The organism is Natronomonas gomsonensis, assembly GCF_024300825.1.
Taxonomy (GTDB): domain Archaea; phylum Halobacteriota; class Halobacteria; order Halobacteriales; family Haloarculaceae; genus Natronomonas; species Natronomonas gomsonensis.
This window is the reverse complement of the sequence record NZ_CP101323.1, coordinates 562,681-576,866: the sequence shown is the minus strand read 5'-3', so window position 1 is coordinate 576,866 and position 14,186 is coordinate 562,681. Positions and strand designations below refer to the sequence as shown.

Below are 14,186 nucleotides of genomic sequence, written 5' to 3'. Positions count from 1 at the left end.
TGCCGTCCCGACCGACGCCGCTCAGTCCCAGAAGGACTTCGTCTTCGCGTACTGTCGCTCCCGTTCGAGGATGTCCCGGTAGAAATCCGTCTCGTCCTCGCGGTGGTTGTTGATGATGTAGGCGGCGTTTCGCGGGCCGACGCCGCGTGCGGCCAGCGCAATCACGGCCTTCTTGCCGTGGCTCTGGACCAAACTGGCGGCCTTGTAGGCGCGTTCGGTCTGTTTCTGCTGTTCGTCGTCCTTCTCTTGGCTTCGGACTGCCTCCAGCACCTCGTCGGCCCACGGGTTCAACGCCGCGACCCGGGTCGACCCACAGTTCGGACACTCCGGTTGCTCGTCGACGCGGCGCACCTGTTGACGGCGGTCCCACTCCTTGCAGTGCAGACACGCCAACAGCACCCGGTCGCTCTGGATGCGTTCCTTGACCGTCTCGATGACGGAGGCGTCGGCGTTCTCCGGGGACAGCAACTCCCGGCCAGAGGAGCGGCCACCGCGACCGATTGGCGTCCGTTCGCCGACCGTTTCGAGGGTGAATTCACCGGTCTGGAGCCGCCGCAACGCGTCGGCGGCCCCGTCGGCGTTCAACTGCTCGTGGAGGACGACCCGGACCGCCTCGTCGTAAATCGGCGTGTCCTCCAGGGCCTTCAGCAGGCGGTCCTTGCCGAAGCGGTTCTGACTGGAGCCCTTGCCCTTCCAGCGCTTCAGCGACCCGAACTTCGCGGCGACCTGTGCGAGCGTGAACTTCAGCGCGTCGCTGTTCTTCAGGCTCAACTCCACGAGCGTCCCGACGTGGTCGGGGTCGGTCGTCTCCAGTATCTCGACGACGTCGCCCATCGTCGTCCCGCCCGGCACCTCCAACTCGATGCGATAGGGGTCGGCCTCCATCGCAACCGAGGACCCGGTTCGCTGGCCGATGAGCGCCGACAGCAGGCGGCCGAGCGTCTCGTTTATCGTGTGGCCGAACGCCGCGTTGACGACGACTTCCCGGCCGTACGCCTCGACGACGATGCGGTTATCGCAAGGAAACGCTACATCGTGTCGTTCGACCGGGTCGAGCGCCCGACTGGCGGTGTACTCGTCCGTCGGGAAACGGTCGGTGAGGCCGCGAGCGACGAGTTCCCGACTGGCGCCGTCGTCGAACCGCTCCCTTGCTTCGGCCCGCGTCCGACCGACGTGTTGGGCCACGTCGTACGGGACCGGAATCTCCTGGCCGACCCACGACGGCACCTCGCCGGTCGGGTCCTCGATTGGTGTGACCAGCACCTCCTCTTCTTCGTCGTCGATTTCCGTAATTCGCCACATCTCCCCGCGCTGGATGAACGTCTCACCCGGTTGGGCGAAGGTGACGACGAACCGCTCGGCGAGCGTCCCGACCGTGCGGCCCGAAGCCATGTCTTTCACCGTGTAGTTGGCCTCGTCGGGAATCATCGAGAGGTTCGCATAGAAGTACTGCCAGGTTCCTCCCGATTTCTCCAGTCGGTCCTCGCTCTCCTCGAGCCACAACACCCGGTTCTCCGACAGTTCCCGAACGACCGCTTTGAAATCCGCTTCCGTGAGATTCCGGAACGGGTACGCCCGGGTGACGATGTCGTAGGCCCGCGCCGCCGACATCTCGCCGAATCCCATCAATAGACCAGGAATCTGGTTGGCGACGGTATCGAGGCTGGCGTGGTGGATACCCGCCGCCTCCACCTCGCCGCGTTCCGCGCGGTCGACGATGGCCAGCGCCTCGAAGGTATCGTCGGGGTGCGTCGTCAGTACCGTCCCCGAGGAAGTCGCCTCGCGGCGATGCCCCGCCCGTCCGACCCGTTGGAGCAGTCGCCGCACTTCCCTGGGACTCGAATACTGAACGACGTGGTCGATTCGCCCCACGTCGATGCCCAACTCCATCGAGGAGGTACACAACAGCGCGTCGATTTCGCCGGCTTTGAACCGGTCTTCGACATCGATTCGTGCCTCTTTCGACAGCGACCCGTGGTGGATGCCCACGTCGGTGCCGTAGGCCTTCAGTCGCGACCCGAGTCCCTCCGCGGTCTGTCGCGTGTTGACGAAAATCAGCGTCGAGTCGTTTTCGGCGACGAGTTCGTCGATGGCCCGGACGTGGCTGGCGACCGTCGCGTCGGTCAGCAACTCGCCAGCGGCGCTTTCGTCTTCGGGTTTGACCTCCGGCTCCCGTACCTGTACGTCGATGTTGGACCCGGCTTCGACCTCGACGACTCGACAGCCACGGTCGCCGGTCAGGAACCGACCGACCTCCTCGGGGTCGCCGACGGTCGCCGAGAGACCGATGCGCTGGAACGGCCCCGCGTGCTCCCGGAGGTGTTCGAGGCCGATGGTCAGTTGTGCGCCCCGTTTCGAGGCGGCGAGCTCGTGTACTTCATCGATGATAACGTGTTCGACGTCCTCCAGCGCCCGTCGCAGTTTCTCGCCGGTGAACATCGCCTGCAGCGTCTCCGGCGTCGTCACGAGCACGTCCGGTGGGTTCTCCGCTTGCTTGCTGCGCTGGTAGTCCGTCGTGTCGCCGTGACGCACGTCGATTGTGATGTCGAGGGTCTCGCCCCACCACTCGAGGCGCTGGCGCATGTCGCGGTTCAGCGCCCGCAGCGGCGTGACGTAGAGCGCCTGTATCCCGTGGCGATGGTCGCGGTCCTGGATGGCCGACAGCACGGGCAGCATCGCCGTCTCCGTCTTCCCCGACCCCGTCGGCGCGACGACCAGGGCATGCTCCCCCGCCGCCAGCGGCGGAATCGCCTTCCGCTGTGGCGCCGTCGGCGTCGAGAACCCACGCTCCGACAGCGCCTCACGCACGTCGGTGTGAAGCCGCGAGAACGCGTCCATCCCGGCGACACGGCCCTCACTCATTGCTGGTCGTTGGAGCGCGAGCGGATTAAGCGCCGCGCTCGCGGATGCCGAAGACATAAACGACCGGGTATGCCCCGCGATGGTGCTTTCTCGCTGTATCGACCACGAACGATTACGGAGAACGGGAGTCCCCGAGTCCCGTTCTCCGATGTCTCCTGTCTCCGGTTACACCGACCGATAGTCGCCGAGTCGCGTTCCGTCGAGCAGGTACGCCTCACCTTCGGCCAGCCCCTCGGGCAGAAACGGCGAGAGAAAGTCGTCGCTCTCGTTGACCAGCGTCCCGCCGGAGAGGTCGTTGAACGCCGGACAGACGACGATGCGCTCGCCGACGCGGTCGTAGTCGGGAAAGCCCGCCTCATCGAGGCGGCCACGGAGCCACACTCGCTCTCGACGCGACCCGCCCACGTCGTCTTCCAGTCGGACCATCGGGTGTTCGTGGGCGGTGCACAGCGTCGGCGCCGCGACCACCTCCTCGTCGGGCCAGGTGTGGCCGTGGCAGAATCCGACGTCACCGATTCTGACCCCGGGACCGTCGACGACATCGACGCCGTCGATTCCCTCCACGACCGACTCGATGGCCCCGTCGTGGTTCCCCTTCGTCAGCGTTACCGGTACCCGCTCGGTGACAGCCTCGAACAGCGCCGACAACTCCTCCCGTTCGGCGCCGCTCGGTTCGCCGATGGCGTCGCCGGCGTCGCCCAACAACACCAGTCGGTCCACGTCGGACTCGGCCAGCAGTCGGAGTAACGACTCGCGGCGCTCGGCCGCGTGGCTTCGAATCTCGACACCGTCTCGTCTGAGTCCGACCTCCAGACCGGCGTGGTAATCCGCGACGACGAGGGCTCGTTCGACGCCACAGTCGGCGACCGCCGCCGGCCGGCCCGACACCGGTTCGAGCATTCAGATGGACTTCAGGACGCCGTCGGAGGGCTCGTAACACCGACCGCTCATCAGCGCGTCTTGGATGGCCTCCTCGACTGCGTCGGCGGCGACGCCGTGCTCTTCGACGAGCGTCGCGACGAGTTCCTCGCGGTCGGCGCCGTCGCCGTCGTCCAGCGCTTCCATCGTCTCCATGACGGCGTCTTCGAGGTCGACGTCGTCGGCTCCCGCCGCATCTTCTTCGTCTTCAGTCGCTTCCGGTTCCGGTTCCGGCTCCGGTTCGGCGCCGTCGCTCTCGGCTACCTCGGACGACTCGTCGGGACCCGGCGTCTCGATGCCCGCTTCCTCGACCTCCCCGGCCGTCGAGAACTCGGTTCCGTACTCCTCTTCGACCTCGCGGCGCTCCTCCTCGTCGAGTTCGAACTCGCCCGGGTCGAAGTCGTCCAACTCCTCTTCGACCTCCTCACGAACGTCGTCGTCGGCCGGTTCGGTGGTCGACTCCGTGGGTTCCGTCTCGGCGGCGATTTCATCGGCCGGTTCCGAGTCGGCAGTCGTCTCGGCCGGTTCGGCATCCGGTTGGAGTTCCTCTGCTTCGTCACGCGCTTCTGCGCCGTCAGATTCGTCGGGAGCGGCGACCGCCTCCGAGTCCGACTCCGATTCGGTTCTCGTGTCGGTGTCAGAGAGCGTCGGTTCGGCCTCGGGCGTCGACTCCGTGTCAGTACTCTCTGATTCGGCCTCTGCCGTCTCGGCTGACTGGCCCGTGGCTTCAGCATCGTCGGCGTCGTCGGCCTCGGATGTCGGGTCAGACTCACCGACGCCGGCCGCGGCGGCGGCCGTCTCCGGCGACGGTGCCCCCGAGAGGTCGAGCGTCGCGAGCGCACTGGCATCGCCCATCCCCTCGTCGGGAGCCACGTCGAGTCGGCCCACTTCGTCTTTCTCGCCGGCGACGACGCGAAGCGCATCGAGAGCCGTCTCACGGAGAGCGTCGAGGTACGCCGGTGTGGTGCCGTAGTAATCCAAGGCGAGTGCGACGCCGTCGGCGAGGCGTTCGTCGACGCCCGCTTTCAACAGTGCGGCGCGCAACTGCTCGCCGGCGAGGCCGGCCTCGATGGCCGAGGCCATGATGCCGATGCGTTCGAGCGTCCGCTCGGCGGTCGTGACGACCCAGCGGTCGCGGGTCTCGGCGTCGACTTCGCTGACCGACTCCGGGCGGACCGAGGTGTATATACGGTCACCGTCGTCCGGTTCGAACGTGCGAGCCTTTCCCGAAAGCGCGAGGAACGTCGGCGGGTCGGCGCGTTCGAGGAACGTGAGCGCGTCGGGTTGATACTGACCGGCGTAGGTGACGAAGGCGCCGGTCGGGCCGACGACCCGGCCGCGGACCATCTCGGGGTTGACGTCCTCGACTTCGGTGAGGACGCCGACTGCAAAGAGCCGATTGACCCGGGCGCCGGTCGGCGTGACGACGTAGTTCGGTGCCCGTTCCTCGTCGGATTCACTGTAATCGAACTCCGAGTCGTCGAACTCCGCCGCGAACAGTCGGTAGGCGACTTCCCGGCGACCGGGACCGTCGTCGCTGGAACTCATCGGCCCACCTCCGCGAGCAGGGCCTCGGCACGTGCGGCAGGGTCGTCACCGCTTTCCTCGAACTCGGTCGCATCGAGGTTCGCGCCGTACTCGTCGACCGACAGCGCCCCGCGGACGCGGTACTCCCGTCCGACGACGCCCGCGGCTATCTCCTCCGCGACGACCTCGCGGTCCATCGCGTCGCGAGCATGGTTCAACGCTTCCTCAAGCGTGCCGCCGTACACCTCCTCGGTCAACTCCCGACCGAGGACGACCGTCACCGTGTCGGTTCCGTCGTCGAGGATGGCTTTCACCCGCATGTCGTCTTCCGCGTCGACCTCGCCATGGCTGCGACATTGGCCGTTCTGGACGACCCGGCCACACTCGGGACAGCGCTGAATGAGACCAGAGCCATCCCGGACCTCGATGACGTTGCCGACCAACTCCACGTCGAAGACGCCGCCGGCCTCGACGGCCTCCCGAACGCCCATCTCCGTCGCTGAGTCGCTGACATCGACGTCTGCGGTCGGGTCGACCGTCGAGAACTCCGTGACGTTGACCGAGGGGACACCGCGGAACTCGCGGATGTATGCGTCCTCGATGCGGACCGACGCCCCGGCTTCGATGTCGGCGTGTGGGTCCCAGTCGGTGAACGGCAGTCTGGCGGTTTCGTCACCCACGACGCCGCTGAGGATGTCGGTTTCCCCGTCGCGGCCGTCGATGGTCTTCTCTTCGACTTCGAGGACCTGCACCTCGACCGTCCGGCCACGGTCTCCGGGTTGGAGGTCGATGAGGTCGCGCTCGCCGCCGACCTCGTAGGGGACCTCGAGGGAGTCCTCTTCGAGTGTCACCGTCGTCGACTCCCCGAGGTTGAGTTCGGGGTCGCCTTCCCACTCGCGGACGCCCGCGTTGCCGGCGGTGATGGTGTCGCCGGGCGACAGCGAGAAATCCGTCCACGCGGTGTAGGAGATTTTCCCCGTCTCGTCGGCCAACTCGCCCTCGAAGATGACCTGGTCGTCGCCTTGATACCGGATGGAGCGCTTGCCGACCGTCAGCACGCGCGCGGTAACGCTGACGTTGCCCATGTCGGGTTCGATGTCAGCGATGTCGGTCGCTGGTGGTTCGCCGCCACCGCCGCCACCGCCGCCGGAATCGCCGTACTTCCGACGGAGGCTCTGTTTGGCCTCGTCCATCGGCACCGAATACGAGACGAGTTTCTCCAAGTCCTCTTTGACCTCCGCTTTGTCTACGCCGAGGGTGGAGGCGAGCTCCTCGGCCGCGTCGTCAAGACTCATTTCAGTCGGGGGTTCGTCGGCGCGGGTCAAAAGCGTTCGCCGCGCGAGGAAGGCCCGTGCGCTCGGCGCTCTCAAGGGTCACCCGAGCGCGTCTCCACTCGGGAGACGTCGGAGGACCTGTCGATTTCCGTCGCCGTTCCATTCATCAGTATCTTGTGAACTGATTACACAATAGGTGTTGACACGCCTCGTGTGCCTTTTATCTTGCCACGGACCTAACTGTAATTCGTTATGAGAGATGTGAGCCGACGACGATTCGTGCAGGCTACCGGCGCCGCAGTCGCGGCCGGTACACTGGCGGGCTGTACTGGCAACGGCGGCGGAAATGGAAACGGCAACGGCAACGGAAACGGCAACGGGAACGGCAATGGCGACGGCGACGGTGCCGAGGTCCCACAAGAAATCGACGACTTCCTCTCGGGAGCCAACCTATACGATGGCTCTATCGTCGACATGACCGGCGAGGACGAAGTGACCATCATGGTCGGCGCCGGCGACGGTGGATTGGCGTTCGACCCCGCCGCGGTTCGCATTAGTTCAAGTACGACGGTCGTCTGGGAGTGGACCGGCGAGGGCGGCTCTCACAACGTCGCCTCCGTCGAGGACTCCGAATCCGACTTCCAGAGCGAAATCGTCGGTGAGGAGGGCCACACCTTCAATCAGTCATTCGACAACACCGGCATCCAACTCTACGTCTGTCAGCCCCACGAGACGCAGGGCATGAAGGGCGCCATCGAAGTCGTCGAAGAGTAAGCCGCGACCGCGTTCTTTTATTCACCGCTCGCCTAGCCCACGGTGTGAAGCGCGTGACTGACCGGGTGTCGAACCCCTTCGGGATGACTGCTCCGGGTGAACCCGCCGTGTACGGCTACGGCGACGCCAACGCCGACTTTCACGTCGTGGGCCTCGACGGCGAGACTCACGGCGGCACGGAGACGGGCGTTCCGTTTACTGGAACGCTCGCCGGCCGGCGGTTACAGGGCGTTCTCCACGCCGTCGGCTTCGCCGCGGAACCGTACAGCGACGCCCCCGAACTGTCGAACTGCTATCTCTCGTACCTGTGGCTCTCCCCCGGCGACCCCGCGGACCTCGAACGATACGCCGACGCCGAAATCCGTGCAGTGAACGCGCATATTCTCCTCCCTGTCGGCGACGAGGCGCTGTCGTACGTCCTGACGGAGTTCACGACGCAGGCGCGAAAGCTCCCACACGACGCCGCTCGACTCCACGCGAGCGACGTGCGGGGCCGCGGCTTTCTCGTCGTCCCCGTCCGCGAACCCACCGAGTGGGAGTCGGGGGACAGAGAAGCGCTCGTCGACCGACTCGAGGCGCTGCTGGACAGCGATTACCGACAGACGAAAGGCGTCGCGACGACCGTCGGTTAACTTCGCTCGACGAAGGCGGCTATCTCGTCGGCGATTTCCTCGCCTTTGTCCTCTTGGAGGAAGTGCATCGCACCCTCTATCCACGTATCCGGCTGTTCGCTCGCGGTGGGAATCAACTCCCGAAGCGGGTCACGAGCGTTGCGCGTGATGGGGTCGGAGTCCGAAAAGAGGACGAACGCCGGCTTCTCCCACTCGCTCAACCGCTGTTTGGCGGCCTGCATCGTGTCGGCGCCCTCATCGTCCGGTGAGTGCGGGATAAGGAAGGGCAGTACGCGGGCACAGGCTTTCGACTCCTCGGTCGGAAACGGCGCCTCGTAGGCGGCGATGACCTCTTCGGACAATTCCTCGGCCGTGGCGTTTTGGATTAACATCCCGATGGGGAGTTCCTCGACGTTCTCGACGAAGTCGGCGAACTGGTGCCACGCGTCGGACATCTCCTGTGTGCCGTCGGGGACGCCGGTGTTCATCGCTACGAGGCGGGCGAACCGTTCGGGATTGTGGCCCGCGAGCGCGAGCCCCAGAATGCCGCCCCAGTCCTGACAGACGAGGGTAATTTCGGAGAGGTCCAACTCCTCGAACAGCAGCGTCTCGAAGGCGTCGTAGTGGAGGTCGAAACTGTAGGCGTCGGGGTCGGTGTACTTGTCCGAGCGGCCGAGACCGAGCATGTCGGGGACGATGACGCGACCGTGCTCGGAGAGCGTGGAAATCATCTTCCGGTAGAGGAAACCCCACGTCGGTTCGCCGTGCATGAGCAGGAACGTCTCGTCTCCATCGCCCTCGACATCGACGTAGGCCATCTCGGCGCCATCGTCGGTGACGGGGACCTTCTCGTGGGGATAGTCGTAGTCCGGAACGTCTTCGAATCGCTCCTCGGGAGTGGTGGTGAGAGTCACGGAAGCAACTCCCACGGCGCGCCCAAAAGGATTCGGGTGACGTTTGCGTCACCCGGTATCATCGAGGGTAGAGGGGTCTATTTGAGGCTCGACCGCCTATCGAAGATATGGAGCATACCCCCGAACACGACGTTACCGCAGAAAAGCCCGACAGCCCGGTCCACACCATCGGCACCGACCACATGACCGTGATGGGCGGCGACGCCGCGAGCACGCTCGCCTTCTATCGGGACCTGCTGGGGATGCCGCTGGTGCTCGAACAGCCAAATCTCGACGCCCCGGAGTTGACGCATCTGTTTTTCGACACCGGTGACGGACGGATTCTCACCTTCTTCGTCGGCGAGAACCGCTCGCCGCGACCGTACCGCGGTGCCGGCAACGTCCACCACCTCGCTTTTTCCATCGCGCCCGAGGAGTTCGACGATACCAAAAATGCCCTCCGTGCGGCCGACTACGGCTTCAACGAGTTCGACCGCGGGGCCTTCCACTCGCTGTACACCCAGGACCCGACAGGTCTCGTCATCGAGTTGGTCGTCGAAAAGTACGACTTTCCGCCCGAGCGCCGTGGCGAGGTGCTCGCACTCGCCCACGAGAAGCGCGTCGAGGACGGGTCGGGGTTCGTCGACGACGAGCACATGCAGGCGGCCTTAGAAGAACTGGGGCTCGATTCCGAACCGCGGTTCGAAGGCGACGCGCCGACCGGGACGGGCGTGTAATCGACGGGGGTCGAAGTACCTGACCGACATTGCTGCCGAGGGAAAGCTTTTGCCGGACAGGCGACCACGGTCTGGCATGCAACTCGAGTTCGAGTTCTACGCGACGCTTCGCGACGCCGTCGGAGAGAAGTCGGTGATTCGAACCGTTCCCGACGGGACCACCGTCGTCGAAGCCCTTCGAGCCGTCGCCGACGACTACGACGGCCTACAGTCACTGCTGTTCCGCGAGAACGGCGCGTTGCGCACTCACATCACGGTCGCGCGAAACGACCAGCCACTTCTCGAAGACCGCGACGACGTGGTACTCTCCGACGGCGACACGCTCGTGTTGTCGCCGGGCGTCTCGGGTGGAGCGGCGACGACTCGACTCGCGGAGGTCGCACAATGACGGACCCCGCCCTCGATTTCGAACTCGGACTCGTCGCGCTCGGCAACCACGCCTTCGAGGGGAACAACAACTGCTACGTTCTCGGGCTCGAAGACGGCGCGACGACGACGCTCGTCGACACCGGCGTCGCATCCGACGACACGCGGAGGCAACTCCAAGAGGGGTTGGCCGAATACGACCTCGCGTTCGCCGACATCGAGCGAATCCTACTCACGCATCACCACGCCGACCACACCGGATTGGCCGGCGAGATACAGGCCGAAAGCGGCTGTCCGGTCAACGTCCACGAGGCCGACGCGCCGCTCGTCGCCCAAGACCCCGAGGCGATGGCCGCACAGGAGGACCGACTCCGGAACGCCATCGACGAGTGGGGAATGCCCGAGGAGAAACAGGAGGAACTGCTGGCGTTCCTCGACGGCAGTGCGGGCATGGACGGCGAGGCTCCCGAGGTGACCACCTTCGAGGACGGCGACACCTTCGACCTCGGGAGCGTCGAACTCGAGGCGGTTCATATGCCGGGGCACGCCGCCGGACTGGCGGGCTTTGCCTTCGAGGGCCGCGATGGCGAGGAGTTGTTCAGCGGCGACGCGCTGTTGCCGTACTACACCCCAAACGTCGGTGGCGCCGACATTCGCGTCGACGGTGCCCTCGAACAGTACCTCGACGCGCTCGTCGACATTATTTCACGCCAGTACACCCGGGCGTGGCCGGGCCACCGCGGCCCAATAATCGACCCGCCGGGACGAGCCGCCGACATCATCTCCCACCACCGCGACCGAACCGAGCGCGTCGTGGGCGTATTGGACGACGGGCCCGCGACGCCGTGGGAGGTCAGCGCCGAACTGTTCGGGTCGCTGTCGTTCATCCACATCCTCCACGGACCGGGAGAAGCCTTCGCCCACCTCGAACATCTCCTCGATGCGGGCGTCGTCGCACGGACCGGCCGTGCGTTCGAACTGCTGGAATCCGAACCGAACCTCGATTCGCTGTTCCCCGACGTACCTGCCGCACTTGCTGTCGGTCGCCATCCCGGACACTAACGGGTGTGCGCGGCGGCTACCAAACCGACCCGGGATTAAGCGGTATCCACCCGTCGATAGCAGTATGTCTGATGCCGAATCCGTTGTCAAGGACCTCCCGCCGAGCGCGAAACTCGTCTACAAGACGCTCGAATACGAAGGTCCGATGACCCAATCGCAACTCGCCGAGGAGTCGCTGCTGCCACAGCGGACGGTCCGACACGCCCTCCGGAAACTGGAGGACGCCGACATCGTCGACGAGTCGGTGTACCTCATGGACGCACGGAAATCGACATACGCCGTCCGGACGGGCGAGGAACCCGACACCGCGACGCCGGCCGCGTAAGTCCCGCTTCTTACAGTTCGACGACGCGTTTTACTCGACCGACCAGCAGGTCGCCGTCCGGTCCGCGGAACGCCCGCACGACGCCGTCGCGTTCCCGTTTTTTCAGTCGAATCGTCGCGTGGTTCTCGCTTTCTCGGTCGTCGAGGCGCAGTCGCAGTTCCCCATCCTCGGCCACGACAATTCCGACGAGCCGTTGGTCCTCGCGGGGCTTCGGGACCGTGAGTTCGACACGCGAACCGGAGAGTGCCGCGATATCGTCGAGCGTCGGTCTGCTCATATATCCCCGTAGCACAGCGGCGAGAGTAAACGTCTCGGTAGCGCCGATTTGGGCCAACGCTGTTTCGAGTGGCCTGCCGAATTCAATGGAGGGCGTGACGGGAGTGAGAAAACGCGAAGCGTTTTCGAACTACGTCACGCGCGTCGAGCGAACAAAGTGAGCGAGACGGGCGTGACGGGATTCGAACCGGAGAAAGACGGTCGCCTCGCTACGCTCGGCGCTGCGTCTTTCAGGGTTCGAACTCCGTGCCCGTTCGCTCGTCGCGTCCGCTCCTCGCAGAACGGGCGTGACGGGATTCGAACCCGCGCTCTAGAAGTTAGGAACCTCTCGCCGTAGTCCGCTTGGCCACACGCCCTGCCGAAAATGGGTACGGGAGGCTGAAAACGATTGCTGTCCGAGCGGTTCGTCAGTTCGTCTCGGTCCCGTCGTCCGATTCCGCCTCCGCGATTTCGAAGTCCTCGTCGTCTTCATCTTCCGCGGCGTCGGTCGTCTCGTCGCTTTCGGTCTCTGTCGTCGGTTCCGTCGCCGGTTCCGTCGACGAACTGCTCGTCGACTGCCCCGTCGCGCCGTCGCGCATGTCTTTCAGTTCCTCTTCGACCTCTTGGCGGCCTTTCTGGAACTCGCCCATCGCTTCACCGGTTGAGCGGGCGAGTTTGGGGATTTTGTTCGCGCCGAACAGTAACACGGCGATGAGCAGGATTATCAGCACCTCGGGCCCACCGGGAAGCCCGAACTGCATTGGAAGTAGGTCCATCATTGCTACCTGAGGCTAGCCCAGTGTTGATTATAGGCTTTTTCCTCAAAAATCGGAATCGAGTCGGCGAAAAGCCGCGTTCAGGCGTTCGAGCGCTCGGCGTCACCGGACGTTTCGGCGTCGGACTCCGCGGAGACTTCCTCGTCGTCGTCCTGTATCTCTTCGAGTTCTTCTTCGACCTCTTGGCGGCCCTTCTTGAACTCGCCCGTCGCCGACCCCATCGACCGTGCGAGTTCCGGAAGTTTGCTCGCTCCGAACAGGAGAATCAGGATGCCGGCGATTAACAGCAGTTCGGGCGGACCCAACCCACCGATGAACAATGGCGTCGTCATACCTGTTGCTTCGCGTGCCCACTTGTAGGCTTTTCGCCACTCGTCGCCCGGTCGCCGGAAGCCGGAGATTCAAACGGGAGGGTCACAAGGGGCCACACATGGTAGACGTAGGCGACGACGCCCCCACGTTCAGCGCACCGATGACGACACCGAGCGGCGACATCGAGGAGTTCTCGCTGGCCGACGCCACCGAGGACGGTCCCGTCGTGTTGGCGTTCTTCCCCGGTGCGTTCACCAGCGTCTGTGCCAGCGAGATGGCGACGTTCCGCGACCGCTTCGACGGCCTCACCGACGCCGACGCGGCGCTGTACGGGGTCAGCGTCGACTCACCGTTCGCACTCGAGGAGTTCGGCACACAGAACAACCTGAACTTCCCGTTGGTCAGCGACATCGCCAAGGAAGTCATCGACGCCTACGACGTGTCGATGGACTTCGATGCCCTCGGCGTCGAAGGCGTCGCAAAGCGTGCGGTGTTCGTCGTCGACGAAGACGGCACCGTCACCTACGCGTGGGTCTCCGACGACCCCGGCGTCGAACCGGATTACGACGCCGTCGAGTCCGCTGCGGCCGACGCCTGACACGCCGGACGTTTTTTCTCGGCACCGACCGTTGTCGCGGTATGAGCGACTCCGACACGGCCGACAGAGGGGAAACCGGTCGCGTGTACGACCCCGATGCGGACCACGACTTCCCCGACGAGCGCCTCAACACGGTGCTCGAAGCCGTCCAGAGCGACACAGAAGTCATCACGTACCTCGAAGCCCAGAACGTCAACCCCGTCGACCGCAAGGGGTACAACGACCACGGCACCAAACACATCGAAATAGTCCGCAATCGGGCGCTGTGTCTGTACGAACTCCTGAAATCCGGCGATGTCGGGTTCAACGGCGCCGAACAGCAAGGTCTCGAAGAGGCCGACGAGGCGGTCATCATCGCACTGGCCGCGACGCTACACGACATTGGCCACGTCGTCCACCGCGACGACCACCCCTACTACTCGATTCCACTGGCCGCGGACATCCTTGACCGACTCCTGGCGGAGTTCGATTTCTACGACGCCGCCGAGCGCGTCCGGATGAAAGGCGAAGTGCTGCACGCCATCCTCTGTCACCACACCGAGGAGACGCCGCTGACGACCGAAGCCGGCGTCGTCCGCGTCGCCGACGCCCTTGACATGGAGCGAGGGCGCTCCCGCATTCCCTACGAGAAGGGCGGACGAGGCATCAACACAATCTCCAGTCGGGCGATTCGGAAAGTGTCGCTGCAGCCCGGTGATGACATGCCCGTCATGGTCGAAATCGAGATGACCGATGCTGCCGGGGTGTACCAGGTCGACGAACTCCTGAAGCACAAACTCCACGACTCCCGAATCGAGGAGTACGTTCGCATCGTCGCGCTCAACACTCACAGCGACGACGGCGAACTCGTCGAACGAATCGAACTGTAGCGGTCGGTTGGCGTCGGAGACCGACCT

At 64.9% G+C, this 14,186-nt stretch carries 16 protein-coding genes and 1 tRNA gene; 8 read left to right on the top strand and 9 right to left on the bottom strand.

Annotation, left to right across the window (positions count from 1 at the left end):
• Positions 1 to 21: 21 nt before the first annotated feature.
• From NMP98_RS03230 to NMP98_RS03215, 4 genes are all read right to left on the bottom strand, one after another.
• Positions 22 to 2,862, bottom strand: a complete 2,841-nt coding sequence (locus NMP98_RS03230) for a DEAD/DEAH box helicase (RefSeq protein ID WP_254860123.1) — start codon at positions 2,860 to 2,862, stop codon at positions 22 to 24.
• A 165-nt stretch (positions 2,863 to 3,027) separates the two neighbouring features.
• The gene (locus NMP98_RS03225) at positions 3,028 to 3,762 is read right to left on the bottom strand and encodes a metallophosphoesterase (RefSeq protein WP_254860122.1); all 735 of its coding nucleotides are present in this window, start codon (positions 3,760 to 3,762) and stop codon (positions 3,028 to 3,030) included.
• Entirely contained in the window at positions 3,763 to 5,328 is a 1,566-nt protein-coding gene (locus tag NMP98_RS03220; RefSeq protein ID WP_254860121.1) for an RPA family protein, read from the bottom strand.
• Entirely contained in the window at positions 5,325 to 6,602 is a 1,278-nt protein-coding gene (locus NMP98_RS03215) for a Single-stranded DNA binding protein (protein ID WP_254860120.1), read from the bottom strand. Before NMP98_RS03215 ends, NMP98_RS03220 begins: the two co-directional genes overlap by 4 nt.
• Before the next feature lie 231 nt (positions 6,603 to 6,833).
• Between NMP98_RS03215 and NMP98_RS03210 the strand changes: the two genes are divergently transcribed.
• Entirely contained in the window at positions 6,834 to 7,355 is a 522-nt protein-coding gene (locus tag NMP98_RS03210) for a halocyanin domain-containing protein (protein ID WP_268105581.1), read from the top strand.
• A gap of 44 nt (positions 7,356 to 7,399) precedes the next feature.
• The gene (locus NMP98_RS03205; protein WP_254860118.1) at positions 7,400 to 7,987 is read left to right on the top strand and encodes a uracil-DNA glycosylase family protein; all 588 of its coding nucleotides are present in this window, start codon (positions 7,400 to 7,402) and stop codon (positions 7,985 to 7,987) included.
• Here the strand turns inward: NMP98_RS03205 and NMP98_RS03200 are convergent.
• Positions 7,984 to 8,880 (bottom strand): haloalkane dehalogenase, encoded by an 897-nt coding sequence (locus tag NMP98_RS03200; RefSeq protein WP_254860117.1) that lies wholly within the window; start codon positions 8,878 to 8,880, stop codon positions 7,984 to 7,986. The genes NMP98_RS03205 and NMP98_RS03200 overlap by 4 nt on opposite strands.
• 107 nt (positions 8,881 to 8,987) lie before the next feature.
• On the opposite strand from NMP98_RS03200, the gene NMP98_RS03195 reads away from it, so the two are divergent.
• From NMP98_RS03195 to NMP98_RS03180, 4 genes are all read left to right on the top strand, one after another.
• The gene (locus NMP98_RS03195; protein ID WP_254860116.1) at positions 8,988 to 9,596 is read left to right on the top strand and encodes a VOC family protein; all 609 of its coding nucleotides are present in this window, start codon (positions 8,988 to 8,990) and stop codon (positions 9,594 to 9,596) included.
• A gap of 76 nt (positions 9,597 to 9,672) precedes the next feature.
• Positions 9,673 to 9,984 (top strand): ubiquitin-like small modifier protein 1, encoded by a 312-nt coding sequence (locus tag NMP98_RS03190; protein ID WP_254860115.1) that lies wholly within the window; start codon positions 9,673 to 9,675, stop codon positions 9,982 to 9,984.
• On the top strand, positions 9,981 to 11,024 hold the full coding sequence (locus tag NMP98_RS03185) for an MBL fold metallo-hydrolase (protein ID WP_254860114.1): 1,044 nt from the start codon (positions 9,981 to 9,983) through the stop codon (positions 11,022 to 11,024). The genes NMP98_RS03190 and NMP98_RS03185 overlap by 4 nt, the downstream gene beginning before the upstream one ends.
• 64 nt (positions 11,025 to 11,088) lie before the next feature.
• On the top strand, positions 11,089 to 11,349 hold the full coding sequence (locus NMP98_RS03180; protein ID WP_254860113.1) for a helix-turn-helix transcriptional regulator: 261 nt from the start codon (positions 11,089 to 11,091) through the stop codon (positions 11,347 to 11,349).
• A 10-nt stretch (positions 11,350 to 11,359) separates the two neighbouring features.
• Here the strand turns inward: NMP98_RS03180 and NMP98_RS03175 are convergent, their stop codons facing one another.
• From NMP98_RS03175 to tatA (NMP98_RS03160), 4 genes are all read right to left on the bottom strand, one after another.
• On the bottom strand, positions 11,360 to 11,626 hold the full coding sequence (locus NMP98_RS03175; RefSeq protein ID WP_254860112.1) for a hypothetical protein: 267 nt from the start codon (positions 11,624 to 11,626) through the stop codon (positions 11,360 to 11,362).
• A 281-nt stretch (positions 11,627 to 11,907) separates the two neighbouring features.
• Positions 11,908 to 11,981, bottom strand: a tRNA-Arg gene (locus NMP98_RS03170).
• A gap of 51 nt (positions 11,982 to 12,032) precedes the next feature.
• Positions 12,033 to 12,383 (bottom strand): twin-arginine translocase TatA/TatE family subunit, encoded by a 351-nt coding sequence (tatA, locus tag NMP98_RS03165; protein ID WP_254860111.1) that lies wholly within the window; start codon positions 12,381 to 12,383, stop codon positions 12,033 to 12,035.
• A 77-nt stretch (positions 12,384 to 12,460) separates the two neighbouring features.
• Positions 12,461 to 12,712, bottom strand: a complete 252-nt coding sequence (gene tatA / locus NMP98_RS03160; protein WP_254860110.1) for a twin-arginine translocase TatA/TatE family subunit — start codon at positions 12,710 to 12,712, stop codon at positions 12,461 to 12,463.
• A 98-nt stretch (positions 12,713 to 12,810) separates the two neighbouring features.
• On the opposite strand from tatA (NMP98_RS03160), the gene NMP98_RS03155 reads away from it, so the two are divergent.
• A complete protein-coding gene (locus tag NMP98_RS03155) occupies positions 12,811 to 13,290 on the top strand; it encodes a redoxin domain-containing protein (protein WP_254860109.1) in 480 nt (159 codons plus the stop codon).
• A 41-nt stretch (positions 13,291 to 13,331) separates the two neighbouring features.
• Complete coding sequence (locus NMP98_RS03150; RefSeq protein WP_254860108.1) at positions 13,332 to 14,159, top strand: HD domain-containing protein; 828 nt, start codon at positions 13,332 to 13,334, stop codon at positions 14,157 to 14,159.
• Positions 14,160 to 14,186 lie beyond the last annotated feature (27 nt).

Excerpts from the sequence above, each read along its gene's own strand:
- NMP98_RS03230 (WP_254860123.1), bottom strand. The coding sequence starts at position 2,862 with ATGAGTGAGGGCCGTGTCGCCGGGATGGACGCGTTCTCGCGGCTTCAC.
- NMP98_RS03225 (WP_254860122.1), bottom strand. The coding sequence starts at position 3,762 with ATGCTCGAACCGGTGTCGGGCCGGCCGGCGGCGGTCGCCGACTGTGGC.
- NMP98_RS03220 (WP_254860121.1), bottom strand. The coding sequence starts at position 5,328 with ATGAGTTCCAGCGACGACGGTCCCGGTCGCCGGGAAGTCGCCTACCGA.
- NMP98_RS03215 (WP_254860120.1), bottom strand. The coding sequence starts at position 6,602 with ATGAGTCTTGACGACGCGGCCGAGGAGCTCGCCTCCACCCTCGGCGTA.
- NMP98_RS03210 (WP_268105581.1), top strand. The coding sequence starts at position 6,834 with ATGAGAGATGTGAGCCGACGACGATTCGTGCAGGCTACCGGCGCCGCA.
- NMP98_RS03195 (WP_254860116.1), top strand. The coding sequence starts at position 8,988 with ATGGAGCATACCCCCGAACACGACGTTACCGCAGAAAAGCCCGACAGC.
- NMP98_RS03190 (WP_254860115.1), top strand. The coding sequence starts at position 9,673 with ATGCAACTCGAGTTCGAGTTCTACGCGACGCTTCGCGACGCCGTCGGA.
- NMP98_RS03185 (WP_254860114.1), top strand. The coding sequence starts at position 9,981 with ATGACGGACCCCGCCCTCGATTTCGAACTCGGACTCGTCGCGCTCGGC.
- NMP98_RS03180 (WP_254860113.1), top strand. The coding sequence starts at position 11,089 with ATGTCTGATGCCGAATCCGTTGTCAAGGACCTCCCGCCGAGCGCGAAA.
- NMP98_RS03175 (WP_254860112.1), bottom strand. The coding sequence starts at position 11,626 with ATGAGCAGACCGACGCTCGACGATATCGCGGCACTCTCCGGTTCGCGT.
- tatA (WP_254860111.1), bottom strand. The coding sequence starts at position 12,383 with ATGATGGACCTACTTCCAATGCAGTTCGGGCTTCCCGGTGGGCCCGAG.
- tatA (WP_254860110.1), bottom strand. The coding sequence starts at position 12,712 with ATGACGACGCCATTGTTCATCGGTGGGTTGGGTCCGCCCGAACTGCTG.
- NMP98_RS03155 (WP_254860109.1), top strand. The coding sequence starts at position 12,811 with ATGGTAGACGTAGGCGACGACGCCCCCACGTTCAGCGCACCGATGACG.
- NMP98_RS03150 (WP_254860108.1), top strand. The coding sequence starts at position 13,332 with ATGAGCGACTCCGACACGGCCGACAGAGGGGAAACCGGTCGCGTGTAC.